Here is a 21,630-nt window from a genome sequence, read left to right on the forward strand (position 1 = left end):
TGCGCCAACTGTGCAGGCTGCCGAAAATTTGCCGGAAAGATATGCGGCAACAGTGTATGGCCCGCACGGGGCGGAGGCAGACAATGGTGTACGGCAATGCGCAGGGGTAACAAGCAAAGACGGCAGGCTCGCCTACAGAGCGATGGACGGCGTGCGTGTGCGCTGCTCGCCCTGATGAGCGTAGGAGCCTCTATATTACCTGCTTCCGGACATGCTGCGTCTTACAGTTTGTATCAGTCGGTTTCGCAAGCGTGGGCGTCCAGAGGCTTTGTGGCGCGTCCATCCTCCCCAACATATCGCGCACCCGGTCCGGCCAGTGATCCGTGGGGGCCGTATATTCAGGAGTCGGCTCGGCGTTTTTCCATTCCAGAGACATGGATCAGGGCCGTCATGCATCAGGAATCGGGTGGTAAACAGTATCTTAACGGCGGACTGACAACATCGGGTGCGGGGGCTATGGGGTTGATGCAGCTCATGCCCGCCACCTACGCAGATTTGCAAAGCCAGTATGGTCTGGGCTCAGACCCGTATGATCCGAGAGACAATATTCGGGCCGGGGCGGCTTATATCCGCCAGATGTATGACCGATACGGGGCACCGGGTTTTCTGGCAGCCTATAATGCCGGGCCGGACAGAGTGGATGCTTATCTGAATTCTGGCCGTCCGTTGCCAGATGAAACAGTGAACTATGTTGCGGCCATTACGCCTAATCTTGGCGGAGGTGTGGCAGTAAGAGGCCGGTGGGCTCCGGTACCGGCAACTGAAACAGGTGCGACGAGCACCGAGCCTGATGCCTTTTATGCCCGCGCTGACCTGACACGCACTGCCGACGGATGCCTGCGTGATCCTAATGCTGCGTATGATCCAACAGGCCCATGCCTGATGGACAGGGATATCCCTCATCCTGATCCTGTGCCCGATACGAGTACTCCCGAGGTTTCACCCGTGCAGGTTGCTTCAGAGACTGTGACAGATCCGGCTGTTTTTCCCACGCAGGCTGAAAGGGCGCAGGTTCAGATGGCATCGCTTACATCCTCCTCGCGCAATATAGGTACAGGTAGGCAGCCTGCTACTCTGGCTCTTGAAAAGCATGAAGCCGCAGCGCGCCTTCAGCCTGCTGTTGCGATAGCACCTTACGGGGCTGCCCTAAAAACCAGCTTGGATGCAGCGGGCCGGCCTGTGCATACGCTGACTTTGCCTTCTGCAAGACAGAAAACTGATTTTTCTGTTGCCAGCATGCCAGGAACGGGAACCGGGGCAATGGTGCAGGTGGGAGCATTTTCCTCCTATGCGGAGGCCCGGCGGGTTGCAGATCACGGCACGCGGGTGCTCGCTGCACGGGCCTTAAGGGCGACACCCAAGGTAGCCTCTGTCTCGGTTTCAGGAAAATCCTTTTACCGGGCACAATTGGTTGCTGAAAATACGCAGGGAGCCTCTGGAGTGTGCCAGATCCTGCAAGCCCAGTCTGTTCCGTGTATTCCGGTTAGAAAAAGCTGAATAATTCCGCCTGCTGAACACCATTTTTGAAATAGAAAATTGCATACAGAGTTGGAAAATTCCGCTGTTTTTACTGTACGTGCAGGCGTAACCCCTGTTCTGCAATCACGAACTTCACCCCCAGATCGTTCTCTGCATCCAGTTCCCGTCTGGTAGTGTCCTGTATCTTCTTGCCTGTGGTCAAGGTGTATTTGATATGGCTGATCAACACCGTAAGCCCCTGAAGGCTGGTGGCCTTACCCGTTTCCTGAGCCAGATCATGCAGGCTTTTTAACACCCATCTGGGTGTCATATGTCCAAAAAGAGTCTTGTCTGGCCGGCTGTTATCATAAGAGGATTCTATAATGATGGCTTTTAACTGATGGTTCTGAATATCCGGCGCCACAGCATGCCAGAGTGTTTTGAGCCGATGTGTGTTTTCTACGGAGTCCGGCCCTGTATCACCCAAATATAGGAGCGCGTTTGATCCTGATTTTATCAGGAATGCTGTGGAGATTACCGGCCCATGGCTAAGTGGCCATGCTGTGACTTCCATGGCGGTATTTTGCAGGGGGAGGGGCTGGGCGGGCATCAATGGGTGATAGGTATAGGTTTTCAGAAACGGGGCGCTACCTTGATCTGCAAAATTAGGCCATATGCGCCAGTTGAATACTGAGTGGCTTAGATCATCCACAGTGGATTGAAGCGCATAAAGGGGCTTGGGCGTATCATCAGGCGCACTGATGGCAAGACCTGCAATATGATCAAGATGAGCGTGGCTGATCAGATAGCCCTGAATAACATGATGCAGCATATAGCCTGTTGGCGTAAGGGGTGTTGTGTTTTCTACAGAAAAATCAGTCAATTTTCCAAGGTGGTCAGAAACATTTAGTCCGTTCACAAGGGTTCCTGCATCACACATGATGGCATGATGGTCTCCATACGGCATAATCATGTAGGCAGAAAGATTACCGTCCTGCACTCCGCCACGTGCGCCTAAAACCAGAATATCAAACCCGTTCTGTCAGGGGGCTGCTCGAGAGGTATTGCCTTCTGCCCGGCCCGGCTGTGCCCAAAAAGCATGTCCTGCAATGGCAGCAAGGAGCGCGCAGAAAATGCTTTTTGTAAAAGACATGGATAGGTTTTTTTTAGTTGGGATTGTTGGCGCGGTAGGAGGCCTGCAGGGCATCCAGAATGGTAGCATCGGGCTCACCTAAAGGCATCTGATACACGGTTTTACCGTAAACGCGTGAAAGAAGACCCCATGCGGCTTTTCCATTGTCAGAAAAGACAATCTCCAGTTGATTGTCACCGCAATCATGAGGTTTGCATACATGCCCCACAATATAGGAATGACCAGCGAGCGTGATGGATTTGGTGGGAACGGAAACCGCATCCGTGCCTGTTACCCATGCGGGAAGATGTGTCATTTCCTGATAGGCTTTGGCGAATTTTGGACTATGTGCCAGTTCCGCTGTGTAAGTGCCATTTTGCGCGAGGGCTGGTGTAGCGAGGCAAAGCGTGAGGAGGCTAATTATAATGGGTCGCACCGGGTTCTCTTTCATTTCTGGTCCAGGCTCTCTTTCTACGCACAGAAACATATTCTGCATTATAGGAAGAGTGAGCGAGTAAGGAAGATCTGGCTCGTTATTGGGAAACCGCTGAGGCACGTTCTGTTCGTGCATATTTCTCGCAGTCCCTGATCAGGGGTTCACAGGCGGCAAGGGGGCCGTACAGTGTCTGGGATGGTCCGGTGTAGGAAACCCGGCTGACTTTTCCGTCACGCAGGGTTGCCACAAAATGGCATGTGCCACGGCCTGCTATGGAGACCCCAATCAGGAATGGGGTGCTGACAGAAACACCGCCATCCACATTCTGATCCTGTTTCCATACAAGCACTTCCTGACCGTCCCGTGTTTCGTCAGCATCAGGAACGCCTGCGCAGGAAAGAAGTTCTGGGCGGGTCAGGCCGATAAGCTCTGTCCGGGCTTTGTGGGCAAGGCTGTGGCAGTTGGTCAGGAGCAGGCATGCCACGGTGCATACCACTGCTTTCTGTCTCATCAGGGTGCGATAACTTCCATTCACATCAGGCAACCGGGCTCAGGAAAACAGGTCTCCAGCCCACATTGTGGGAGAGTATGCCCAATGGAGCGGATGCGGCAAATATTCCGTCCAGATTTTCATTTTGGAGATAGTGAGAGGCAGAAGGCTGACTACCGAGATCAGTCTGCTGCAGAAGAAGACATTATCGAAGAATGTCTGCCTGAAACGCCGTTTTTGAATTTTGCGGAAAAATTCTGGCGCACCCGAAAGGACTCGAACCTCTAACCCCCAGATTCGTAGTCTGGTGCTCTATCCAGTTGAGCTACGGGTGCGCCGTGAGGCGGTTTCTAGTCGAGATATGGGGGGGCTGGCAACCCCCCTTTTGAAATTTTTATGATTTTTTTTATCAGTCGTTCCCGAGGAAGTTTTTCCAGCTGCGGCTTTCCGGCCTTTTCAGCGTGATATGGGCTCGGCATTCTGGCGTGCCGTACACGCCTTCAAACGTGTCCCCCACCGGATGCGCTTCAAAAACCATGGGGAGCGGCTTGTGGTTTGCGTCTTCCATCACAAGCTGGGCATGATAATGCTGCTTTGCCTTGTCTGGTTTGCCACGCAGAACTAGTGACCCCATCTCCGGGTTGAAGATCATGCGTTTGGGTTTGATCTGCAGCAGGGAGGTGCTGTTAACGGGGCAATTATGGCCCTGATCCGTAACCAGAGTGCCAATCCAGTCACCATACGGATCATCCGCAGCGGAGCCTGCTGCCGTGCAGAGGGCGATAATAACGGTCAGACCCGCAGCTAGAGAGGGAAGGGATGTCCGGCTTTTGGTGGGGGAAGGCTGGTGGTTGGCTGCATCTGTTATCATGAACACACTCCTGTTGAACTTAGATGTGTGGTGGCAGCGCGTGTGACGCAAGACGGCGCGACGCTTCGTGTGTAAGGCTGATTGGCAGGGAAAAAGCTTATTTATAGGGTGACGGCACGGCTGAGCCGCTTTATATCCGCTTTTTAGCACGCAACTGCCTTGCGCCATGGCGGTTGCGTTTTACCTGAAAAGCCGTTCAGGCGCTGACCAGAAAGACCAGTAGCTCATGTCTGTTGAGAACACCATGCCCGCTGCCTCCGCCCAATTGGATGAAACCCTGCATCAGGACCGTATTCTGATTCTGGATTTTGGCAGTCAGGTGACACAGCTTATTGCCCGCCGCGTGCGTGAGAGCGGCGTGTATTGCGAGATCTGGCCTTTTACTGCGGATGCTGATCGTATTCGGGCCTTTGCGCCGCGCGGCATTATTCTTTCTGGTGGTCCGGCCAGCGTTATCAGCCCAGATGCCCCCCGTATTCCAGAAGTGGTGTTTGAAATGGCCATTCCGGTTCTGGGCATCTGTTACGGCCAGCAGGCTATGTGCCTGCAACTGGGCGGCCAGGTTGAAAGCTCTGACCACCGTGAATTCGGGCGGGCTTTTGTTGATATTGTGGAAGATTGTGCTCTGTTCCGTGGCGCATGGGCGCGTGGCGGCCGTGAACAGGTATGGATGAGCCATGGGGACCGTGTAACGGAACTGCCTCCCGGTTTCCGTATTGTGGCGGTAAGTGAAGGCGCACCGTTCGCCGTGATAGCTGATGAAGGCCGCCGCCTGTATGGTGTGCAGTTTCACCCGGAAGTTGTGCATACGCCGCACGGTGCCGCATTGCTGCGGAATTTCACTCATAATGTAGCAGGCTGCACGGGCACCTGGACCATGGCCGGTTTCCGCGACATGGAAATAGCCCGCATCCGTGAACAGGTGGGCAGTGGCCGCGTTATCTGCGGTCTTTCCGGTGGGGTGGATTCGTCCGTGGCAGCCGTGCTGATCCATGAAGCCATTGGCGACCAGCTCACCTGCATTTTTGTTGATCATGGCATGCTGCGCGCGGGTGAAGCCGAGGAAGTGGTAGAAACCTTCCGTGGCCGTTTCAACATTCAGCTTGTGCACCGGGATGCGTCTGATCTGTTCCTGAACGCGCTGGATGGCGTGACAGACCCTGAAATCAAACGCAAGACCATTGGTCGCCTGTTTGTGGAAGTGTTTGAAGAAGAAGCTGTCAAACTGGGTGGTGCGCAGTTCCTCGCGCAGGGCACGCTCTATCCGGACGTGATTGAAAGCGTCAGCTTCACGGGTGGTCCGTCCGTTACCATCAAATCTCATCATAACGTGGGTGGTCTGCCGGAACGCATGAACATGCAGTTGGTGGAGCCCCTGCGTGAACTGTTCAAGGATGAAGTGCGTGACCTTGGCCGTGAACTGGATATTCCTGAAACCATTGTAGGGCGTCATCCGTTCCCGGGGCCGGGGCTGGCTATCCGGATTCCGGGCAATATCACACGCGAAAAGCTTGATCTGCTCCGGCGTGTGGATTCTGTCTTTCTGGAAGAAATTCGTGCGGCAGGGCTGTATGATGCCATTTGGCAGGCATTCGCCGTATTGCTGCCTGTAAGAACGGTGGGCGTGATGGGGGATGGCCGCACATATGACCAGGCTTGCGCCCTTCGTGCCGTAACCAGCACGGATGGCATGACGGCTGATGTTTATCCATTTGATATGAGCTTCCTGAATCGGGTATCCAGCCGTATTGTCAACGAAGTGCGCGGTATTAACCGCGTTACGTATGACATTACGTCCAAACCGCCCGGCACGATTGAGTGGGAATAAGAGCATCCACGCAGATCCAGACTGTCTATGGCAGTCTGGTCTGATGCCCATATTTCAGGCGGCTTGCCGGATGAAAAATCTGGCAAGCCGTTTTTGGTTTTCGGTCAGGCTTAGGCCATCGTAGCTAAAAGGCCGAGCAGGAAGGTGTGATTGTCACGCCCACGGCTTGCTGATTAAAACGGTGCTGATAACTGGACCGGATTTCCGCGATGTTTTGAGACAGGTTTGGAGTGGAAACGGGCGCGGAGATTAGAACAAAGCGGGAAGGTTCCTGGCCAATTTTTTCTGTCACTCTGTCCTGCCACTGCCCTTCAACTGGAAGAATGGAGAGACCGGACGGGAAGCGCGGGGTGATGGTAGTTTTTACAAACTCCTGCCATTCGTGCTGCGTAATATCCGCCCCCTGAGGACGTTTTAGCCCAAACATCAGGGTAAGTGTCAGCGTGGGCTCAGCTTTCAGGGCAGAGCAGACAGTAGAGCGTGCTTGGCTCTCCTGCTCAACGTTTTCGTGCGTGGCAGAAAAAACGTCTGGTGCGGTGTTGGGGGGATGAAAAGAATGTCCGCCAAGTTGCGTAGAGAGTGTGTGATGGGGATTATGCGGTGCAGGGTCATGCTGAGCGTTTTCCTCGGCACAGGCGCTCAACATGACTAACATGACGCTCCCTGCCAGAAGATGAGAAAGTAAATCTGATCTGAATCTGGCAGGCACAGTCTATCCTTTATCTATCAAGCCACGGTGCTACGGGCAGATCTTTGCCGCGCAGAAATTCCGGGTTGAACAGTTTAGACTGATAACGCGCACCACCATCGCACAGGATGGTCACAATTGTGTGGCCCGGCCCCATTTTGCGTGCGGTACGAATGGCGGATGCCACGTTGATGCCGGATGATCCCCCAACAGAAAGTCCTTCATCAATGAGCAGGCTGTAGATAATTTCCAGCGCTTCAGGGTCAGGAATACGCTCGGCGTCATCAATAGGAGCCCCTTCCAGATTACCCGTAACACGAGATTGACCAATGCCTTCCGTAATGGAGGAACCGGTTACGGACAGATCATTGCTTTTAACCCAGCCATACAGGCCCGAACCTTCAGGGTCAGCCAGCACAATACGGGGTGTTTTTACACCTGCCTTTTTAGCGGCTTCATGTAGCCCAATGGCCGTGCCAGCCAATGTGCCACCAGTTCCGCAGGCGCAGGTAAAGGCATCAACCTTGCCGTCCAACTGATGCCAGATTTCCGGGGCGGTGGTCAGGCGATGCCCTTCACGGTTGGCAAGGTTGTCAAACTGGTTGGCCCACACATATCCACCTTCTTCCGCCAGACGGCGGGAGACGTGCACATAATTGCCCGGATCTTTATAGGGTTTGGCCGGTACCAGTCGCAGGTCTGCGCCGATCATGCGCAGAAAATCAATTTTTTCACGGCTCTGGGTTTCCGGCATAACAATAATGCAGCGGTATCCGCGTGCGTTGGCAACCAGTGTCAGCCCAATGCCTGTATTCCCCGCTGTGCCTTCTACCAAGGTGCCGCCGGGTTTCAGAATGCCCCGGCGTTCAGCATCTTCAATAATGGCAAGGGCAGCGCGGTCTTTCACGGACCCACCAGGGTTCATGAATTCGGCCTTGCCGTAAATGTCGCATCCCGTAGCATCCGATGCCTTGCGCAGCCGGACCAGTGGCGTGCCACCAACGGCTGCGGGCATATCTGCGGAGGGTGATTCCCAGCCGGGAAGGGAGGCGGGAATTGCGCTTTCAGTCATCCAGTTGCACCTTCTTTTTATCAACGGACTCAGGCTTCTTTCTCTCTCTAGCCCAAGGCTCTGCTTTTCCGTTCTTGAAAAAGTAGAACTGAGCAGACAGAGGCAGAGTCCACCATGTCATGAAACAGGATACCACGATGATTGAAGATGTCTCTCCCCAGTATGTGTGGGCAGAACTCGAAAAGAATGATCAGGCCGTACTGGTGGATGTGAGAACCATGGCGGAATGGCAACTGGTGGGGGTGCCTGATCTGGCATCACTAGGTCAAAGACTGGTGTTGGTCAGTTGGCAGGATCTGGATGGAACGCCAAATGTGCGCTTCGCGGAAGATTTGGAACAGGTGGGCGTCAGAAAAGACGCGCCTGTCTATTTCATTTGCCGGTCAGGCGTGCGGAGCCTCTCTGCGGCGCAGGTTGCGCGGCAGGCGGGTTACCGGACGGTCTATAATGTGGCGGATGGGTTTGAGGGACCATTAGATATCCATGGTCACCGTGGTTCTACTGCTGGTTGGAAAGCCTCAGCCCTGCCATGGCGGCAGAACTGAGGTTTTCAGTCCAGGCGCAGGGGCTGGCCCTGCGCTTCCGGTTACATGCCGGCGTCTGGTTCGGCTTCTGCGTCAAAGAGCACTTCCAGCACGGCGCACCATGGGTAGCGCGTGTCATAGCTCTGGCCGGAAGGGGAGGAGATGCGGCCCTGTGTGTCTGTCGGCACGTGAGTCAGCGCAACGGCATCGTCAATATTGCCGCCAATAATGCTCAGTTGCCTGCCAAAAGGCTGACCGTTCTGACCGGTTGCCACGACATACCCGCAATGGGCGGGAAAGCCGTAAGAGGTAGGGAGGCTGGAAAACCGGACCATGGTTTTGGCGCGTCCACGGGCAACGCAGATCAGGTCTCCCAGCTTGGGGGTGTAGCTGGCCGGATCATGCGCTCGCAGGATGGGAGACTGCCCGGAAGCTGCCGCATTGATATAGGTTGAATGATTCTGGGAGTAGGGAAAGCGGCTGTTGGCACCCGAAACCCGCATGACATAGGAAATAAACGCGGCCGACCAAGCATAATTGCCATCCTGCACAAAGTTTGTGAGTTGGCCATTATTATCGTGCTTGCCTGTCCATGAGGCTTCTGATGTGCCCGGCTCCATGCCGATCCACCAATATTCACCCACCCGTTCCCACAGGCCGGGAGCACGTTCTGGTTTTACGGCGGCGGTCTGCGGTTCTGGGCGATCTTCCGGATCATCGTCGTTTACCGGGCTGCCGAACAGACGCCATTCCCGCATGGCGATAGCCACGAGATCCTGCCGGTTGAAGGGTTCAAAATTACGGGTCGCGAAATCTGGAACATGGCTGGCATAGCCATATGCACCGCCTGCCGCCCCATTTTGTCCACTGGCCGTTGGGGTGGCACCTGGCACCGAGGACTGGGTGGCGCAGGCTGCAAGGCATAAAGGGGCCAGCAGGGCAACAGAGAGCTTACGTGACATCTCGTCTCCATTCAGACACGTCGCCCCGGAGGGCCCGAAGCGTGCAGGAGCTCTCTTTATCAGCAGAGCCCGAATTTAATATCCATAAGCTGCTCTGCTGTCAGCGAAAAGAGGGGGCGTGTTTTTCCACTCTTTTCTCAGGCGCGGGCAAATTGATCAGGTGGCTTCAACAGTCAGGTCGGCAGTCTGGCCGTTTACGCTGGCAATGGCTTCCTTGGGGGAAAGCCCGACCACAATGCCCCGACCACCACCGTTGATGTACATGACATCCTGCTTCAGGGCGGCGTTTTCAAACACAACGGGAACCTGTGTGCGTGCGCCAAATGGGCTGATACCGCCAACCTGAAAGCCGGTGAGGGCTTCGGCCTTTTCCGCGTTGAGCATGCGGGCATTCTTGCCCCCAAACAGGGCAGCAACCTTTTTGAGGTTCATTTTCTGATGAACGGGAATAACCGCACAGACAATCTGCTTTTTATCGATTTCGACCATCAGGGTCTTGAAGACCTTTTCCTGATCAATTCCGATCCCTGCGGCTGCCTGTATGCCAATTTTACCAGGTTCGGAGACATACTCATAGTCATGCACAGTATAGGCAATACCGTGCGCCGTCAGAAAACGGGTTGAAGGTGTATCAATAGCTGTCTCTGACATAGCGCAGTCCTTTCAGAATGCTTCGACAGTACGGAACCGTAAAAAATCACGTTTTTCTTATCAGGCGGCGTATCTGGCCCGTCAAGAAAAGAGGTGCGCATAGGCATATGCATGGCGTTTTACGGGGTGGTGGGGGCGCTGCTCTTGACGAAGTGTGGAGAGGAATAACAGCCCATAGGATACAAAAAACAGATGTAGAGAGCGTATGTTCTCAAAATGTTCTTATTTATTGGGCGGCTGGGTAGAGATGATCTGCCACCACGGCTGCGTGTGTCGCTTCCCAAATGAGAACAGACCTGAAAAGACGAGGACAGTTAAACCGTGTCAGATAGTGAGAGGCTCGAAAAAATAGTTGGTTGTTTCAATCTGATTTTGGGGAGGAGTCTGGTTTGCAGGCGGAGCGTTGTTCCGCCTGCAACAGAAGGAGAACGCGTTATTGCTCGGGAAAAAGGCTGCGCAGGCCACTTTCTGTTGCCGGGCATAGGCCACGTTCCGTTATCAGGCCAGTTACAAGCCGTGCGGGTGTGACATCAAAAGCTGGGTTGGCGGCAGAACTCCCATCTGGTGTAATCTGCACTTTTGTCAGAATACCATTCTCCGTTCGGCCCGCAACATGGGTGATCTCGGACGTTGCGCGTTCTTCAATAGGAATTTCACGGATGCCATCTGCCACAGTCCAGTCAATGGTGGTGGAAGGCAGCGCGACCCAAAACGGTACTCCATTATCCTGCGCTGCCAGCGCTTTCAGGTAAGTTCCAATCTTGTTGGCCACATCTCCTGTGCGGGTTACGCGGTCCGTGCCGACAATAACCAGATCAACCTGCCCATGTTGCATCAGGTGGCCGCCAGCATTGTCTGCAATAACGGTGTGGGGCACGCCATGGCTACCCAGTTCCCATGCTGTCAGGGCAGCCCCCTGATTGCGTGGGCGTGTTTCATCAACCCATACATGCACGTTCAGGCCTTCATCATGTGCCATGTAAATGGGGGCAAGGGCGGTGCCCCAATCCACGGTTGCAATCCAGCCAGCGTTGCAGTGCGTCAAAAGGTTAATGCGCGCGCCAGGTGGGCGGCTTTTTGCAATATCCCTGATCAGGGAAAGACCATGGCGGCCAATAGCTTCGTTCTGTTCTGCATCTTCATCACAGATGCGGCCAGCTTCCGCGTAAGCGGCCTCTACGCGTTGTTCAGGCAAAAGCGGACGCAGGTGAGACAGCATACGCGCAATAGCCCAGCGCAGGTTTATGGCGGTAGGGCGTGTGGCCGCTAAAAGATTTGCCTGTTCCTCCATGGCGCGATCAGAACAGTTCTGCCTGAGCGCCAGAGCCAGCCCATAGGCAGCAACTGCACCTATAAGCGGTGCACCGCGCACCTGCATTGTGCGGATAGCATGTGCAACGTCTGCAGGCGTGGTGAGTTGCAGAATATCCAGAGAAAAAGGGAGGCGTGTCTGATCAAAAATGTGGATGGACCAGCCGTCTTTCTCATCCACCCATACACTACGGTATGAAGTACCATCAATTTTCATGTGTATCACCTGAGAGTTCGGAGCAAAACAAGACGGGATATAAGCGTCCTTTCCAATCTAGGCTACCATCTCTCAAGCGCAAGGAGGCGGGGGGAGATGAAGGGAAAGTAATGTCTGTTGTGACTATTCTTGAAAGCCGAAAGTATTTTTTGCATTTTTTGGCGTTTTTGTTATGAAGGGCTGAAGTTCCAAGTGCAGAAGCATGTTTTTCAAGATGGTCCTGAAAGTGTCAGGATGAACAATCTTACGGAATATGCTTATATGTTCTTGTATTTTTGAAATTTATAGAATTACAGGAGTTCTGAATGAGTGAAGTGAAGAAGCGCCGCGCAGCCCCCCGCGCCAAGGTTGCCGCAACCCGTGCCACCCCTGTCACAACACGCCGCACGCGTGCGGCGGCTGTGAAAAAAGATGTGGTGGAGGAAGAAATTGCTCCAAAATCAGAAGCTCCGAAGACCCGTCGTAAGGCATTGAAGGTTCCTGCTACTCCTGCCAAGCCGGCACGGGCCGCTAAAGAAACAAAAGCTGTGACCGCCAAGAAAGCTGCCGTTGTGAGCGAAGAAAAGCCCAAGGCAACAAAGCGCGTTTCTCGCAAGGTGGCTGAGCCTGTAGAAGTGGCTCCCCGCAAGACCCGCCGTAAGGCTGCTGAGGTGGAAACAGTTGTAGCAACGCCTGCACCGCGTGGCCGTCGCCCCAAAGCTGCTGTGGTGGCGGAAGCTGCTCCGGTCAAAGCCACGCGCAAGGCTGCAAAGGTGGTTGCGGAAGCTCCTGTTAAGGCACGTGCAAAAAAAGCCGCTCCGGCTGAGAAAAAAGTGCGTTTGTCTGCTGTTGAAAAGCTGCGGATTGTGCAGGAAACACGCCGTCAGAAACGGTATGACCGTCTGGCTGCAGAGGCTGCTGAAACTGAAAAAGCAACCTCCAGCAAAGGCGCCCGTGGCCGTAAGGCAACCACAACGGCTCGCAAGCCGCGTGCACGCAAGGCATAAGCCTTTTTTCTGCCTTTAGACAGGTTCAGAAAAAGAATAAGGCCGGGGAACAAGTATGTTCCCCGGCCTTTTTTGTGATCTCATGTGTGAAATCTGTATGGGTAGTGGCAGCATTCTGTGGATGGTGTCAGAAAGTTGCAAAGCCTGAGACGGTATTTAGTGGCACTGTGCCGCTGATTGTATCAGTTTTGAAAAATATAAAGAGAACAAAAGAAAAACACCGCCCCATCAGGAGGGAGCGGATGGATAATAGTCCTCAGCTAATGTGGCAGACGCTCTGAATTCTCCCACGCTTTGCCCGTTCCAGTTTTTCAGGTTCTGGCGCATGAAATGAGCCAGCTCCGGGTTATTTTCTGTCCCAAAACGGGCGATGAGTGCGGCAGCAGCCGCTTCAGCCGCGCGAACGCCGCCATCGCGGCATTTGATGGCAATGCCAAGACCTTTTTCAGGAAGCATGGCAATCATCACGCCTTCGGCCCCCATTTTGGTGAAAACACGCGGTGCAAGGGCTTGCATGACACGTGTGTCAAACTGGTTGGTTCCGGCAACCATAAAAGGATTGGCTGCCATGGCGGAGCGTAACCGGGTGGCAGCCTGTGCTCTTTCAGGTGTCAGGTTCTGGCCAGTTGCAAAGCGGGCGTAAGCTTTTGCCAGAGCATGAAGGGGCACAGCCCATGTGGGAATGGCGCAGCCATCGGTGCCCCGGTTATCATCCGTGTGGGGAACGCCTGTTACGTCTTCCAGTGTCCGGGCCACGGCTTGCATGACGGGATGCTCTGGCCGGGTGTAATGTTCCGGGTCGTGCCCCGTTGCGCAGGACAGGCAGACGAACCCGGCATGTTTGCCCGAACAGCAATTATGCAAGGCGGAGGCCTGTTCTCCACTGGCGGCCAGAGCGCGTGCCGCACGGGCATCCAGCGGCCAATGCGTGCCACATTCCAGAGAGGTTGCATCCCGCCCCGTGCGGGCCAGCATATCCGCTGCAACGGCCACGTGGGCAGGTTCGCCTTGGTGGGAGGCACAGGCCAAGGCCAGAGCTTCTTGCCCCAAGTTATATTTGTCAGCAGCGCCCTCTGTCAGCAGTGGCAGGGCCTGCAATGCCTTGACGGTGGAACGGGGGTAAATGGGGGTTTCTACATCCCCGGCGGCAAAGACGGTTTTCCCGGTGGCGTCCACAACCACGGCAGCACCATAATGACGGGATTCCACCCGATTACCGCGGGTTGCTTCAGCCAAAAGTACATCGTGGGGCATTGCTGCGTTTACCTGTCCTGTTCTTGTGGGGCACCGGTTAGCAGATAGCATTCTGCTGAAAATTCGGCGCTATGATCCGGGTCTGGTTCCAGCATGTCTGCCACCATGCTTCGGCGTAAGCGCAGAACACAGGGAGAGGCAGTTGCTGTTGCGGGGTCTTCTGCCAGTTTATCCCGCCACGCACAAACGCCATTGCGCTCTATCAGTAAAAGCGGCTCCGTTTTGGCCAGATGCACACCACTGGAGAGAAGATGCTGAACGTTTTCTTTGTTGCTGACCAGATAAAGCCAGCTATCGGGCGTGATTTGGGGCGTGAAATGTTGGGGTGGGCTATAGGAGAGCCGCAATTCTTCCGCAGTAAAATGCGTGCGGGGTGATGTGGGGAGGGGCGGAAAAGGGTAAAAAAACAGGTCCGTTTGATGCATGCTGCCCGATTGGACTGCCTCTATCGCAGCGGCTGGTGGTTTTTCCAAATTCTTTTCGGGGCACAGTTTTTCTGGCGAAAGAGGCCTGCGTTTCTTTTCAGGCAGGGCAACAGGCAACCGGAACTGGTTCTGGAGGGGAAGGGTGCTTGGCTTTGCACCGCGCCGGGTGTGTTTTGGCAAGTAACGCCGTTACAAATGGTGATGTGCAGGCGTTTTGCGTTGTGAGGCGCACTGAGCGCAAAGCCCTTCAATTTCTATGGATGTGCTTTGAATGACAAAACCTTGCTCCCGGCAGGTTGCCCGCACGGCCTCCAGAATGCTGGGGTTAGTGATTTCAATCACACTTTTACAGGATCGGCAGATAAGAAACTGGGCCGTGTGCAGGCAGATGCTGTCGTGATCGTGGTCATGATCGCACCCGGCTGCGTGGTCATCATGCAGAAGGTGGGTGCAGGGTACAAACGCAGACAGCCGCTCAATGCGGTGAATAAGTCCGTGTTCCAGCAGAAAATCCAACGCACGGTAGACTGTAGGCGGTGCGGGGCGGCGGTCGGGGCTTTTCATCTGTTCCAGCAGATCATAGGCCCCTACTGGCGCATTGACACTCAGGATCAGCCCCAGAATTTCGCGGCGCTGTTGTGTTAGTCGCGCGCCCTGATGTGTGCAAAGGGCTTCTGCCCTGTCCAGCAGAGCCTGCGTGGCGGGAGAAAGCGTTTCAGGAAAGATGAGTGCAGGCTGAGTGGCAGATTTCATGATTACATCCGTTCTATCCGTATCTTAGCCATGCAGCACAGGGAAGGCAAAGCGTAGCAGGAGGAAGGTTTCTGCGGAGAAAGAGGTATGTTATAGTATCACACAACCTGATATGCAGTGTTGTCGGGCAGGTAGCTGGGGCGGAAGGGTGTTTTGGCGATCGGGGATGTGGCCAGTCTGACGCCACAAAACAAGAGGATCGGGCGGTAAAAAAGGCTTTGGTACGAGCAAGAACAAAGCCTTGCCAGAGTGGTCTGGCCGATTTTTCGGGCCTCTGTGAGGGTGCATGCGCCTTTATGCGGTATAACTGAGGGTGTGAGTCTGTTTTATGCGTTTTGCCGTGTCAGTTTTCTCCTGCCTTATTGCCGCATGTGCGGGTAGTGTTGCTGTTCAGGCTGCTGAAGCCCCAACAATTGTTGCTGCGGAAAATACGTGGGGCGATCTGGCGGCTCAGGTGGCTGAGCCAGACATGCATGTCCATTCCATATTGGCCTCCCCCGCCCTTGATCCGCATCTTTATGAGCCCGGTCCGGCGGAAGGGCGGCTTGTGCATGATGCAGCGCTGATTGTGGCCAATGGGGCCGGGTATGATGCGTGGATTGATCGACTGGCGCAGGCACGTGGAGGGAAATCAGCCCCCGTGGTGAGGGCGGATGGCTGGAGCGGATGGCATGCCGGGGATAACGCTCATCTGTGGTATAATCTGGCGGCTGTTGCCTCTTTTGTGGGGCGGTTTGTTGTGGTGTGTCAGGAGGTTGATCCAGCCCATGCCCCCGCTTACGAAGCGCGCGGAAAGACCGTTCTTGCGGCAGTCAATCAGGTGCGGGAGCAGATTGCTGCGGTAAGGCCCAAAACGGAAGGGCAGCCGGTAGCGGCAACAGAGCCCGTGTTTACCCCCTTGGCGGATAGTCTGGGCTTGCGCATGACTCAGCAGGCTTTTCAACAGGCTATTATGAATGATGTTGAGCCCCCGGCCTCTGCCGTGGCGGCATTTGAACAGGATATCAGCCAGCATGCTATCAGGTTGGTGGCTTATAATGCGCAAGCCGACAGACCGTCCGTCCAGCGTTTGATTGCACAGGCCCGGCAGCAAAACATACCGGTGCTGCCTGTGCTGGAAATTATGCCGCCCGATCAACACTGGCAGACATGGATTCAGCAAACAGTCACGCAGGTTGCGCAGGCGCTCGGGCAAGACCAGTGAGTATTCCTGCTCTTGATCTCTCCCATGTCACGTTGACGCGTGGTGGCCAGACTGTTCTGAAGGATATCAGTTTCAGTGTGCCGCCTGGCAGTTTTGTGGGGGTTCTGGGAGCCAACGGCGCGGGAAAAACTACGCTGTTCCGCGGGCTTCTGGGGCTGGAACCCGCGCAGGGTGGCGTCATCTGTGTGAATGGAGCTTCTGTAAGGCGTGGTAATAGATCCATAGGGTACATGCCCCAGATGCGTAAGCTGATAGGCGGGCAGTTAAGCGGGTGGAGCATGGTTGCAGCCGCACGGCGCGGGGAATGCTGGGGCCTGCCTTGGTGCGGGGCAAAGGGCCGAAAATCCGTGCAGGCGGCGTTGGAAGCAGTAGATGCGCTTGATCTGGCCCGCAAGCCTGTTGCCACTCTTTCCGGTGGGCAAAGGCAGCGATTGCTGTTGGCGCAGGCTCTGCTGGATGATCCTACTCTGTTATTGCTGGATGAGCCCTTGGCCAGTCTGGACCCGGCCCGAATGCGGGAGACAGCACTCAGAATCCATACTCTTGCGCGCTCTCGGGGCATGACGGTTCTGATGTCGGCTCATGATATCAATCCGTTGCTCGGGTTGATGGACCATGTTTTGTATCTGGCCCGCGGTAAGGCTCTGTTGGGTAAGGTAGAAGACGTACTGACCACCGAGGCATTGACCGCCCTGTACGGAGCACCCGTGGATGTGGTGCGCGCGGGAGGACGTGTGTTTGTGGTGGCGGAAGGTGGTGGCGCCATTCTGCAACCCCATGAGTGCTTGGGGGGCCACACGCATGCTTGAGTATGATTTCATGCGCACGGCCTTTCTGGCCGCCTTTCTGGTGGCGGTTGTATGTGGGCCGGTGGGCTGGTTTCTGGTTCTGCGCGGCCAGACATTTGCCAGTCATGCGCTTTCTCATGTGGGATTTGCAGGCGCTACAGGTGCGCTGCTGATAGGGCTTTCCCCTCTGACAGGCCTTACGGCGGGCGCGTTGGGTGCGGGTGTGCTGATGGGGCTGGCGGGAGACCGAGTGGCGGGGCGGGATGTCATGATTGGTCTTGTCCTGTCCGTCGCCATGGGGGCTGGTGCTCTTTTTCTGCATTTCCTGACCCATTCAGCCAGCGCGGCAACGGCCCTGCTGTTCGGGGATATTCTGGGTATCAGTTCTTCCATGCTGGGCTGGCTGGCCATATTGAGTGGGGGGTGCCTTCTGGCGTTGGGGGGTATGGCGCGCCCTCTGTTATTTGCTTCCTTGCAGCCCGAACTGGCGGAAGCCAAAGGTGTGCGGACGGCATTGCTGGACGTGCTGTTTCTGGCTCTTGTTGCCATTGCTACGGCGGAATGCGCCCAGATAACTGGCGTTTTACTGGTTTTCACGCTGATGGTTGCGCCTGCCGCGGCCATTCTCCGCCTGGGTCTGCCACCTTTTGTTGGGCTGCTGGCGGCTGCGGGTTTGGCTGTGGTGGAAGCGTGGGGGGGGCTTATGCTCTCATGGCAGACGGATTACCCAACATCCTTCTGGATTGCAGTGCTGGGAGGAGTAGGGTTCCTGTTGGCCGGGCTTGTTGCATCCTGGCTCAATGGGCACGCGCAACAGGCCGCCTCAGATCAAGCCGGGGCGCTGGATATGAATGATCTCTGACAGCGCAGTTTTTAGGCTATCGGGTATCGGATGAAGAGGCAGCCGCCCGGTGGTTTGTCGTAAAATTTTGGAGGATGAGAAGGCCTGTCTGAAAGCGCGATGGCGTGATGCTGGTCTGAAAATCAGGGAGCTTCCTGTCGAAAAAATGGCGGAAACTGCGCCGAGCGTGTTTGAAGGCGTAATCTTTACCCAGTTCCGGCAGCACCATAGCAGGGGTGCCCATGGGGGCGCGCACGTAGCCAGAAGCAGTGTGGGAGTAAAAAATCTCTTACTGGGGCAGAGACCAGTCCAGCCATCCCCAGAACAGTAAAAAGAGAGCCAGCCCCACATGGATAAGGATCAACCCTTTGAGGGTGATGACTGGAACGTCTGACAAATCTTTTTTGGGCGGCGGTGCCATGGGCGATAATCCTGCCTGTTTGCCGGAAAGAGTGAAGCGACCGACAAAGCTGTAAACTCATAAAAACGGATGCCGTTGCTTCTTGTCAGGAGGCTATATGCGGCAGAGAATGATAGGCGCGGTTAAAATATACCAGCCCGCCCACATGCTGGTTGATGCGGAGCGCTTCAACAATCCCGAACATGACGCTATGGGTGCCCACTTCCACAATCTGGCTGATGCGGCAGTCAAACGTGGCCACAGCTTCTTCCAGCACCGGAGCCCCGGTTGCCAGTGTTGTCCAGTGGCCTATGGCAAACCGGTCTTCCATGGTGGTCGGGCCGGAAAAATGGCTGGATAACGCCTGCTGTGCGGAGGAAAGGACATTCACGCATAAAGGGCCGCCTTCCGTAAAAGCAGGCCTGACCCGGCTTTCGCGTTTCAGGCAGACCAGCAATGTGGGAGGGGTATCTGTAACGGAGCATACGGCAGAGGCCGTAAAACCAACCGGGTGTGCCTGCGTTCCTGTAGTCACAATATTCACAGCCGCTCCAAGTTTGGCCATGGCATCGCGGAAGGCGCTGGTCTCCAGAGCCAACATCTGCTCTCCTTCAAACATGTTCAGACAGAGTGTTTTGTGCATGAATAAAGAAGGAAAGCAATGACTGAGGACGTTCTTTCAGGCACGCCCAGTGTCAAAACCCGGCGTGCAGGCCATCTGGGCCGTATCATTCTGGATCGTCCCAACCGCTTGAATGCGGTGGATCTGGACATGGCACAGGGCATAGCCCGTGTGCTGGATGCGTGGCAGGAAGATGCATCCGTACAGCATGTGCTGCTGGAAGGGTCTGCTCCGCGAGCATTCTGTGCCGGCGGGGATCTGAAAAAAATCTGTGAACTGCTCCAGATAGAAGGCGCAGATGAAGCCTTCCGGCAGTTGAACCGCGTGTATGAGATCATGCAGCAGATTGCGGCTTACCCCAAACCCACCATCTCGTTCATGGACGGAGTAGCCATGGGCGGCGGCATTGGGTTGGGCGGCCATGCGCGTTATCGGGTTGTGACGGAGCGTTCTGTTGTTGCCATGCCGGAAACGGGGATCGGCCTGACGCCTGATGCTGGAGGCTCCTGGATTCTCAGCCGTGCCCCCGGTTTGTCCGGATTGAGGTTGGCCGTTACAGGAAACCGTATGAATGGGGTAGGCGCAGTCATGATCGGCTTTGCCGATAGACTTGTGCCTTCTGAGAGCCTGCCCGACTTGCTGGGGCTGCTCGAAACGCGCTCGGCCGAGGATGTGTTCGCCCTTATCAACCCGTTGCCTCAGTTGGCCAATGTGCAAGAGATGGACGCCTGTTACGATGCCCCGGATCTGGCGCATGTGGTGCGTAATCTTGCTGAAAACGGAAGCGAACAGGCCAGACAGGATCTGCTTGCGTTATCCTGTGCCTGCCCGTTTTCCGTGCAACTGACATGGGAGGCATGGCATCGAGCACGAGATTTGTCCTCTCTAACCGCAGTTTTTCAGCAGGAAGGGACACTGGTCAATCATCTTGTCCGGCGCGCTGATTTTGCCGAGGGTATAAGAGCCCGCCTGATTGACCGGGATAACCAGCCGCGCTGGACACCGGGGACTTTGGCAGAAGTCAATCTGGATGAGGTTCGGGCCTGCTTTCAGGATTAACGGAAGGCGTAGTGCGGGCGGCGCAGGGTGAAAGAAGACGCTGCCACAGAGCATATGTTGGCTGAGCCTGCGGTGAGGGGCTCCGCCATTCTGTTTTGCCGTGGGTCTGATAATGGGCCTGACCAGATGGCCAATCCCCCAGTTGTACGGCAATGGCTACATCCGGATTCTGTTGCAGATACCAGTGCTCTGAAAAAGCGGGTTGGTGTCCTTCCCGCTCTTCCTGATAACCGCGTTGGAGAAAATGCTGCTGGCCGGAACTGAACTCTCCTCTCCCCACAGCCAAGGCGACATCCGGGTTGGCGTGCAGATAGCTGGCTTCATTAAACGGTTCGTGCGCCATGTACTGTTGCACAAGGAACAGCAGAAGAGCGTGAGGGACCGGGACGTTCTCCTGTTCCACAGCAAAAATATTGTAACCCAGCGCGTGGGAAAGAAGAGAGCAGGGAATCATTGTTGTCGCAAAAATGTTAATAAAGTCTTAATTTAATCTGTACAAAAGCTTTATGCCCGTCAACCTTCCCCACTGACCATGCGGGGTGTTGGGGAAGAGGCCCTACTGCCTTACTATTTGAAAAACGGGCGAGGCAGGGAATGCGGCATGGTGGATTATACTGATCTGGAAAATGTGCATCGACACGTGGTGGCAACCATCGTCTCGCCCAGTTTTAGTGTGCCGGTTCCGCGTGTGCAGAACGTGCATCTTGTCCCAAAGCCGGTTCTGGAAGCCATGCGTGCAGGCTGGCTGACAGGCACACACGCTGAACGGCCGATCACGGTGACAAAGCTGTTTGATGTGTATGTGACAGAAGAAGGTCTGGTTTTTACGCACGACAAGAAGCTGATTGCCCAGACCATTGCGCAGCATAGTTCAGAGGAATGTCAGCGTGCTTTTGAGCGTCTTCATGCCGTGACGGATGTGGTTGAAGTAACTGAGTCTAGTTTGTTGCTGCGGAAACGGGGAGACCATAATTACGGACACTGGATGGTGGAGCTGCTTCCCAGATTATGGCTGGCGGAGCAGTTCATGACGCCGCAGCGTCTGGTTGTTCCAGATGCAGGAAACGCTATGACCCACGTGATCCGGGATTCCATAGCGTTATCTTCCACCCAGCCGCATCAGTTTCTGGCACTGGACAATCAAGCCGTGTGTTTTTTCAAGGATCTGAGCATTGTGGAGGGGCTGACTGACCACGGCGTTTATATGTCTCCCCTTGTCTTTGCCCAAACGGATGCTATGCGGGCCTGTGTTCCAGAAGTGGCATCGCAACGTCTTTATGTTGTCCGGTCCGGCAGCCCTCGGGCCGTAGTACAGGAGCCAGAAATCCGCGCGCTGTTACAGCATTACAGGTTTCGGGTGGTAAACCCGGCTGAACTGACATTTCTGGAGCAGGTGCAGCTTTTTAAAAGTGCGGAATGTGTGGTGGGGGTGATGGGGGCAGGTATGACCAACACCCTTTTCTGCCCGCGTGGGGCCAAGGTTATAACTCTTGCACCTGCCACCATGCCTGATACTTTTTTTGCGTTTATCGCCAGGTTGCGGGGCCTATACTATCATGAAATCCGTGGACAGATGATGGAGGCCGATACCACCCAGTGGGATGGACCATTCTCCATCATGCCAGCCCAGCTTGCAGCCCTGCTGGAGGGGTAGCAGA

At 55.2% G+C, this 21,630-nt stretch carries 24 protein-coding genes and 1 tRNA gene; 9 read left to right on the forward strand and 16 right to left on the reverse strand.

The genetic code is table 11. From position 1 onward, the window contains the following. The first annotated feature begins 96 nt into the window (after positions 1-96). Positions 97-1,497 (forward strand): lytic transglycosylase domain-containing protein, encoded by a 1,401-nt coding sequence (locus AD944_RS15095; protein WP_236709260.1) that lies wholly within the window; start codon positions 97-99, stop codon positions 1,495-1,497. A gap of 70 nt (positions 1,498-1,567) precedes the next feature. On the opposite strand, the gene AD944_RS15100 is transcribed toward AD944_RS15095, so the two are convergent. The 5 genes from AD944_RS15100 to AD944_RS15120 form a co-directional block, all read right to left on the reverse strand. Then, positions 1,568-2,458 carry an MBL fold metallo-hydrolase gene (locus AD944_RS15100; protein ID WP_201785455.1) on the reverse strand — a complete coding sequence of 297 codons (891 nt, stop codon included), beginning with the start codon at positions 2,456-2,458 and terminating at the stop codon, positions 1,568-1,570. Positions 2,459-2,624: 166 nt separating this feature from the next. After that, a complete protein-coding gene (locus AD944_RS16490; RefSeq protein WP_236709261.1) occupies positions 2,625-3,026 on the reverse strand; it encodes an Ivy family c-type lysozyme inhibitor in 402 nt (133 codons plus the stop codon). Between the two features lie 97 nt (positions 3,027-3,123). Beyond that, positions 3,124-3,537: a hypothetical protein gene (locus tag AD944_RS15110; RefSeq protein WP_045543039.1), complete on the reverse strand. Its 414-nt coding sequence runs from the start codon at positions 3,535-3,537 to the stop codon at positions 3,124-3,126. Positions 3,538-3,774: 237 nt separating this feature from the next. After that, positions 3,775-3,851 (reverse strand) — tRNA-Arg (locus tag AD944_RS15115). 74 nt (positions 3,852-3,925) lie between these two features. Beyond that, positions 3,926-4,393, reverse strand: a complete 468-nt coding sequence (locus AD944_RS15120) for a TMEM14 family protein (RefSeq protein WP_052427227.1) — start codon at positions 4,391-4,393, stop codon at positions 3,926-3,928. 220 nt (positions 4,394-4,613) lie between these two features. Here AD944_RS15120 and guaA point away from each other — a divergent pair, with 220 nt between their 5' ends. Continuing rightward, entirely contained in the window at positions 4,614-6,215 is a 1,602-nt protein-coding gene (gene guaA / locus AD944_RS15125) for a glutamine-hydrolyzing GMP synthase (protein ID WP_045542953.1), read from the forward strand. Between the two features lie 124 nt (positions 6,216-6,339). On the opposite strand, the gene AD944_RS15130 is transcribed toward guaA, so the two are convergent. After that, positions 6,340-6,861: a DUF3574 domain-containing protein gene (locus AD944_RS15130; RefSeq protein WP_052427228.1), complete on the reverse strand. Its 522-nt coding sequence runs from the start codon at positions 6,859-6,861 to the stop codon at positions 6,340-6,342. A 73-nt stretch (positions 6,862-6,934) separates the two neighbouring features. Continuing rightward, positions 6,935-7,975 (reverse strand): cysteine synthase A, encoded by a 1,041-nt coding sequence (locus AD944_RS15135; protein ID WP_045542954.1) that lies wholly within the window; start codon positions 7,973-7,975, stop codon positions 6,935-6,937. A 119-nt stretch (positions 7,976-8,094) separates the two neighbouring features. On the opposite strand from AD944_RS15135, the gene AD944_RS15140 reads away from it, so the two are divergent. Beyond that, positions 8,095-8,520, forward strand: a complete 426-nt coding sequence (locus tag AD944_RS15140; RefSeq protein ID WP_236709262.1) for a rhodanese-like domain-containing protein — start codon at positions 8,095-8,097, stop codon at positions 8,518-8,520. Between the two features lie 41 nt (positions 8,521-8,561). Here AD944_RS15140 and AD944_RS15145 read toward each other — a convergent pair whose 3' ends face one another. The 3 genes from AD944_RS15145 to mtnA form a co-directional block, all read right to left on the reverse strand. Then, on the reverse strand, positions 8,562-9,461 hold the full coding sequence (locus AD944_RS15145; protein ID WP_045542955.1) for a DUF2272 domain-containing protein: 900 nt from the start codon (positions 9,459-9,461) through the stop codon (positions 8,562-8,564). Positions 9,462-9,617: 156 nt separating this feature from the next. Further along, positions 9,618-10,112 (reverse strand): Cys-tRNA(Pro) deacylase, encoded by a 495-nt coding sequence (ybaK, locus tag AD944_RS15150; RefSeq protein WP_045542956.1) that lies wholly within the window; start codon positions 10,110-10,112, stop codon positions 9,618-9,620. Between the two features lie 433 nt (positions 10,113-10,545). After that, positions 10,546-11,640 (reverse strand): S-methyl-5-thioribose-1-phosphate isomerase, encoded by a 1,095-nt coding sequence (gene mtnA, locus AD944_RS15155; RefSeq protein ID WP_045542957.1) that lies wholly within the window; start codon positions 11,638-11,640, stop codon positions 10,546-10,548. A gap of 305 nt (positions 11,641-11,945) precedes the next feature. Between mtnA and AD944_RS17290 the strand changes: the two genes are divergently transcribed. Further along, on the forward strand, positions 11,946-12,626 hold the full coding sequence (locus AD944_RS17290) for a hypothetical protein (protein ID WP_052427229.1): 681 nt from the start codon (positions 11,946-11,948) through the stop codon (positions 12,624-12,626). Between the two features lie 228 nt (positions 12,627-12,854). Here AD944_RS17290 and AD944_RS15165 read toward each other — a convergent pair whose 3' ends face one another. From AD944_RS15165 to AD944_RS15175, 3 genes are all read right to left on the reverse strand, one after another. Further along, a complete protein-coding gene (locus AD944_RS15165) occupies positions 12,855-13,880 on the reverse strand; it encodes an asparaginase (protein ID WP_045542958.1) in 1,026 nt (341 codons plus the stop codon). Between the two features lie 8 nt (positions 13,881-13,888). Beyond that, positions 13,889-14,305 carry a hypothetical protein gene (locus AD944_RS15170; protein WP_145912871.1) on the reverse strand — a complete coding sequence of 139 codons (417 nt, stop codon included), beginning with the start codon at positions 14,303-14,305 and terminating at the stop codon, positions 13,889-13,891. Positions 14,306-14,494: 189 nt separating this feature from the next. Next, the gene (locus tag AD944_RS15175) at positions 14,495-15,058 is read right to left on the reverse strand and encodes a Fur family transcriptional regulator (RefSeq protein ID WP_045542959.1); all 564 of its coding nucleotides are present in this window, start codon (positions 15,056-15,058) and stop codon (positions 14,495-14,497) included. Between the two features lie 328 nt (positions 15,059-15,386). Here AD944_RS15175 and AD944_RS15180 point away from each other — a divergent pair, with 328 nt between their 5' ends. Genes AD944_RS15180 through AD944_RS15190 form a run of 3 tightly spaced genes read left to right on the forward strand, consistent with a single transcriptional unit; the run spans position 15,387 to position 17,912 of the window. Next, a complete protein-coding gene (locus AD944_RS15180; RefSeq protein WP_035377910.1) occupies positions 15,387-16,262 on the forward strand; it encodes a metal ABC transporter solute-binding protein, Zn/Mn family in 876 nt (291 codons plus the stop codon). After that, positions 16,259-17,071: a metal ABC transporter ATP-binding protein gene (locus AD944_RS15185; RefSeq protein WP_045542960.1), complete on the forward strand. Its 813-nt coding sequence runs from the start codon at positions 16,259-16,261 to the stop codon at positions 17,069-17,071. Before AD944_RS15180 ends, AD944_RS15185 begins: the two co-directional genes overlap by 4 nt. Next, entirely contained in the window at positions 17,064-17,912 is an 849-nt protein-coding gene (locus tag AD944_RS15190) for a metal ABC transporter permease (RefSeq protein WP_045543046.1), read from the forward strand. The genes AD944_RS15185 and AD944_RS15190 overlap by 8 nt, the downstream gene beginning before the upstream one ends. Before the next feature lie 268 nt (positions 17,913-18,180). Here the strand turns inward: AD944_RS15190 and AD944_RS17620 are convergent, their stop codons facing one another. After that, complete coding sequence (locus tag AD944_RS17620) at positions 18,181-18,312, reverse strand: hypothetical protein (RefSeq protein ID WP_254907003.1); 132 nt, start codon at positions 18,310-18,312, stop codon at positions 18,181-18,183. Positions 18,313-18,397: 85 nt separating this feature from the next. Continuing rightward, the gene (locus AD944_RS15200) at positions 18,398-18,892 is read right to left on the reverse strand and encodes a flavin reductase (RefSeq protein WP_035378175.1); all 495 of its coding nucleotides are present in this window, start codon (positions 18,890-18,892) and stop codon (positions 18,398-18,400) included. Positions 18,893-18,952: 60 nt separating this feature from the next. Here AD944_RS15200 and AD944_RS15205 point away from each other — a divergent pair, with 60 nt between their 5' ends. After that, positions 18,953-19,972: an enoyl-CoA hydratase/isomerase family protein gene (locus AD944_RS15205; RefSeq protein ID WP_045542962.1), complete on the forward strand. Its 1,020-nt coding sequence runs from the start codon at positions 18,953-18,955 to the stop codon at positions 19,970-19,972. On the opposite strand, the gene AD944_RS15210 is transcribed toward AD944_RS15205, so the two are convergent. Continuing rightward, the gene (locus tag AD944_RS15210) at positions 19,935-20,426 is read right to left on the reverse strand and encodes a hypothetical protein (RefSeq protein WP_052051153.1); all 492 of its coding nucleotides are present in this window, start codon (positions 20,424-20,426) and stop codon (positions 19,935-19,937) included. The two genes, AD944_RS15205 and AD944_RS15210, sit on opposite strands and share 38 nt — an antisense overlap. Positions 20,427-20,573: 147 nt before the next feature. Between AD944_RS15210 and AD944_RS15215 the strand changes: the two genes are divergently transcribed. Next, a complete protein-coding gene (locus AD944_RS15215) occupies positions 20,574-21,626 on the forward strand; it encodes a glycosyltransferase family 61 protein (protein WP_045542963.1) in 1,053 nt (350 codons plus the stop codon). The last annotated feature ends 4 nt before the right edge of the window (positions 21,627-21,630 follow it).

Origin of the sequence: Acetobacter tropicalis (assembly GCF_001580915.1) — a bacterium.
Taxonomy (GTDB): domain Bacteria; phylum Pseudomonadota; class Alphaproteobacteria; order Acetobacterales; family Acetobacteraceae; genus Acetobacter; species Acetobacter tropicalis.

What these genes read in the sequence shown, in the direction of transcription:
- AD944_RS15095 (WP_236709260.1), top strand. Translation starts at nt 97, where the DNA reads ATGCGCAGGGGTAACAAGCAAAGACGGCAGGCTCGCCTACAGAGCGAT.
- AD944_RS15110 (WP_045543039.1), bottom strand. Translation starts at nt 3,537, where the DNA reads ATGAGACAGAAAGCAGTGGTATGCACCGTGGCATGCCTGCTCCTGACC.
- guaA (WP_045542953.1), top strand. Translation starts at nt 4,614, where the DNA reads ATGTCTGTTGAGAACACCATGCCCGCTGCCTCCGCCCAATTGGATGAA.
- AD944_RS15130 (WP_052427228.1), bottom strand. Translation starts at nt 6,861, where the DNA reads ATGTTGAGCGCCTGTGCCGAGGAAAACGCTCAGCATGACCCTGCACCG.
- AD944_RS15135 (WP_045542954.1), bottom strand. Translation starts at nt 7,975, where the DNA reads ATGACTGAAAGCGCAATTCCCGCCTCCCTTCCCGGCTGGGAATCACCC.
- AD944_RS15140 (WP_236709262.1), top strand. Translation starts at nt 8,095, where the DNA reads ATGAAACAGGATACCACGATGATTGAAGATGTCTCTCCCCAGTATGTG.
- AD944_RS15145 (WP_045542955.1), bottom strand. Translation starts at nt 9,461, where the DNA reads ATGTCACGTAAGCTCTCTGTTGCCCTGCTGGCCCCTTTATGCCTTGCA.
- ybaK (WP_045542956.1), bottom strand. Translation starts at nt 10,112, where the DNA reads ATGTCAGAGACAGCTATTGATACACCTTCAACCCGTTTTCTGACGGCG.
- mtnA (WP_045542957.1), bottom strand. Translation starts at nt 11,640, where the DNA reads ATGAAAATTGATGGTACTTCATACCGTAGTGTATGGGTGGATGAGAAA.
- AD944_RS17290 (WP_052427229.1), top strand. Translation starts at nt 11,946, where the DNA reads ATGAGTGAAGTGAAGAAGCGCCGCGCAGCCCCCCGCGCCAAGGTTGCC.
- AD944_RS15165 (WP_045542958.1), bottom strand. Translation starts at nt 13,880, where the DNA reads ATGCCCCACGATGTACTTTTGGCTGAAGCAACCCGCGGTAATCGGGTG.
- AD944_RS15170 (WP_145912871.1), bottom strand. Translation starts at nt 14,305, where the DNA reads ATGCATCAAACGGACCTGTTTTTTTACCCTTTTCCGCCCCTCCCCACA.
- AD944_RS15175 (WP_045542959.1), bottom strand. Translation starts at nt 15,058, where the DNA reads ATGAAATCTGCCACTCAGCCTGCACTCATCTTTCCTGAAACGCTTTCT.
- AD944_RS15180 (WP_035377910.1), top strand. Translation starts at nt 15,387, where the DNA reads ATGCGTTTTGCCGTGTCAGTTTTCTCCTGCCTTATTGCCGCATGTGCG.
- AD944_RS15190 (WP_045543046.1), top strand. Translation starts at nt 17,064, where the DNA reads ATGCTTGAGTATGATTTCATGCGCACGGCCTTTCTGGCCGCCTTTCTG.
- AD944_RS17620 (WP_254907003.1), bottom strand. Translation starts at nt 18,312, where the DNA reads ATGGCACCGCCGCCCAAAAAAGATTTGTCAGACGTTCCAGTCATCACC.
- AD944_RS15200 (WP_035378175.1), bottom strand. Translation starts at nt 18,892, where the DNA reads ATGTTGGCTCTGGAGACCAGCGCCTTCCGCGATGCCATGGCCAAACTT.
- AD944_RS15205 (WP_045542962.1), top strand. Translation starts at nt 18,953, where the DNA reads ATGACTGAGGACGTTCTTTCAGGCACGCCCAGTGTCAAAACCCGGCGT.
- AD944_RS15210 (WP_052051153.1), bottom strand. Translation starts at nt 20,426, where the DNA reads ATGATTCCCTGCTCTCTTCTTTCCCACGCGCTGGGTTACAATATTTTT.
- AD944_RS15215 (WP_045542963.1), top strand. Translation starts at nt 20,574, where the DNA reads ATGGTGGATTATACTGATCTGGAAAATGTGCATCGACACGTGGTGGCA.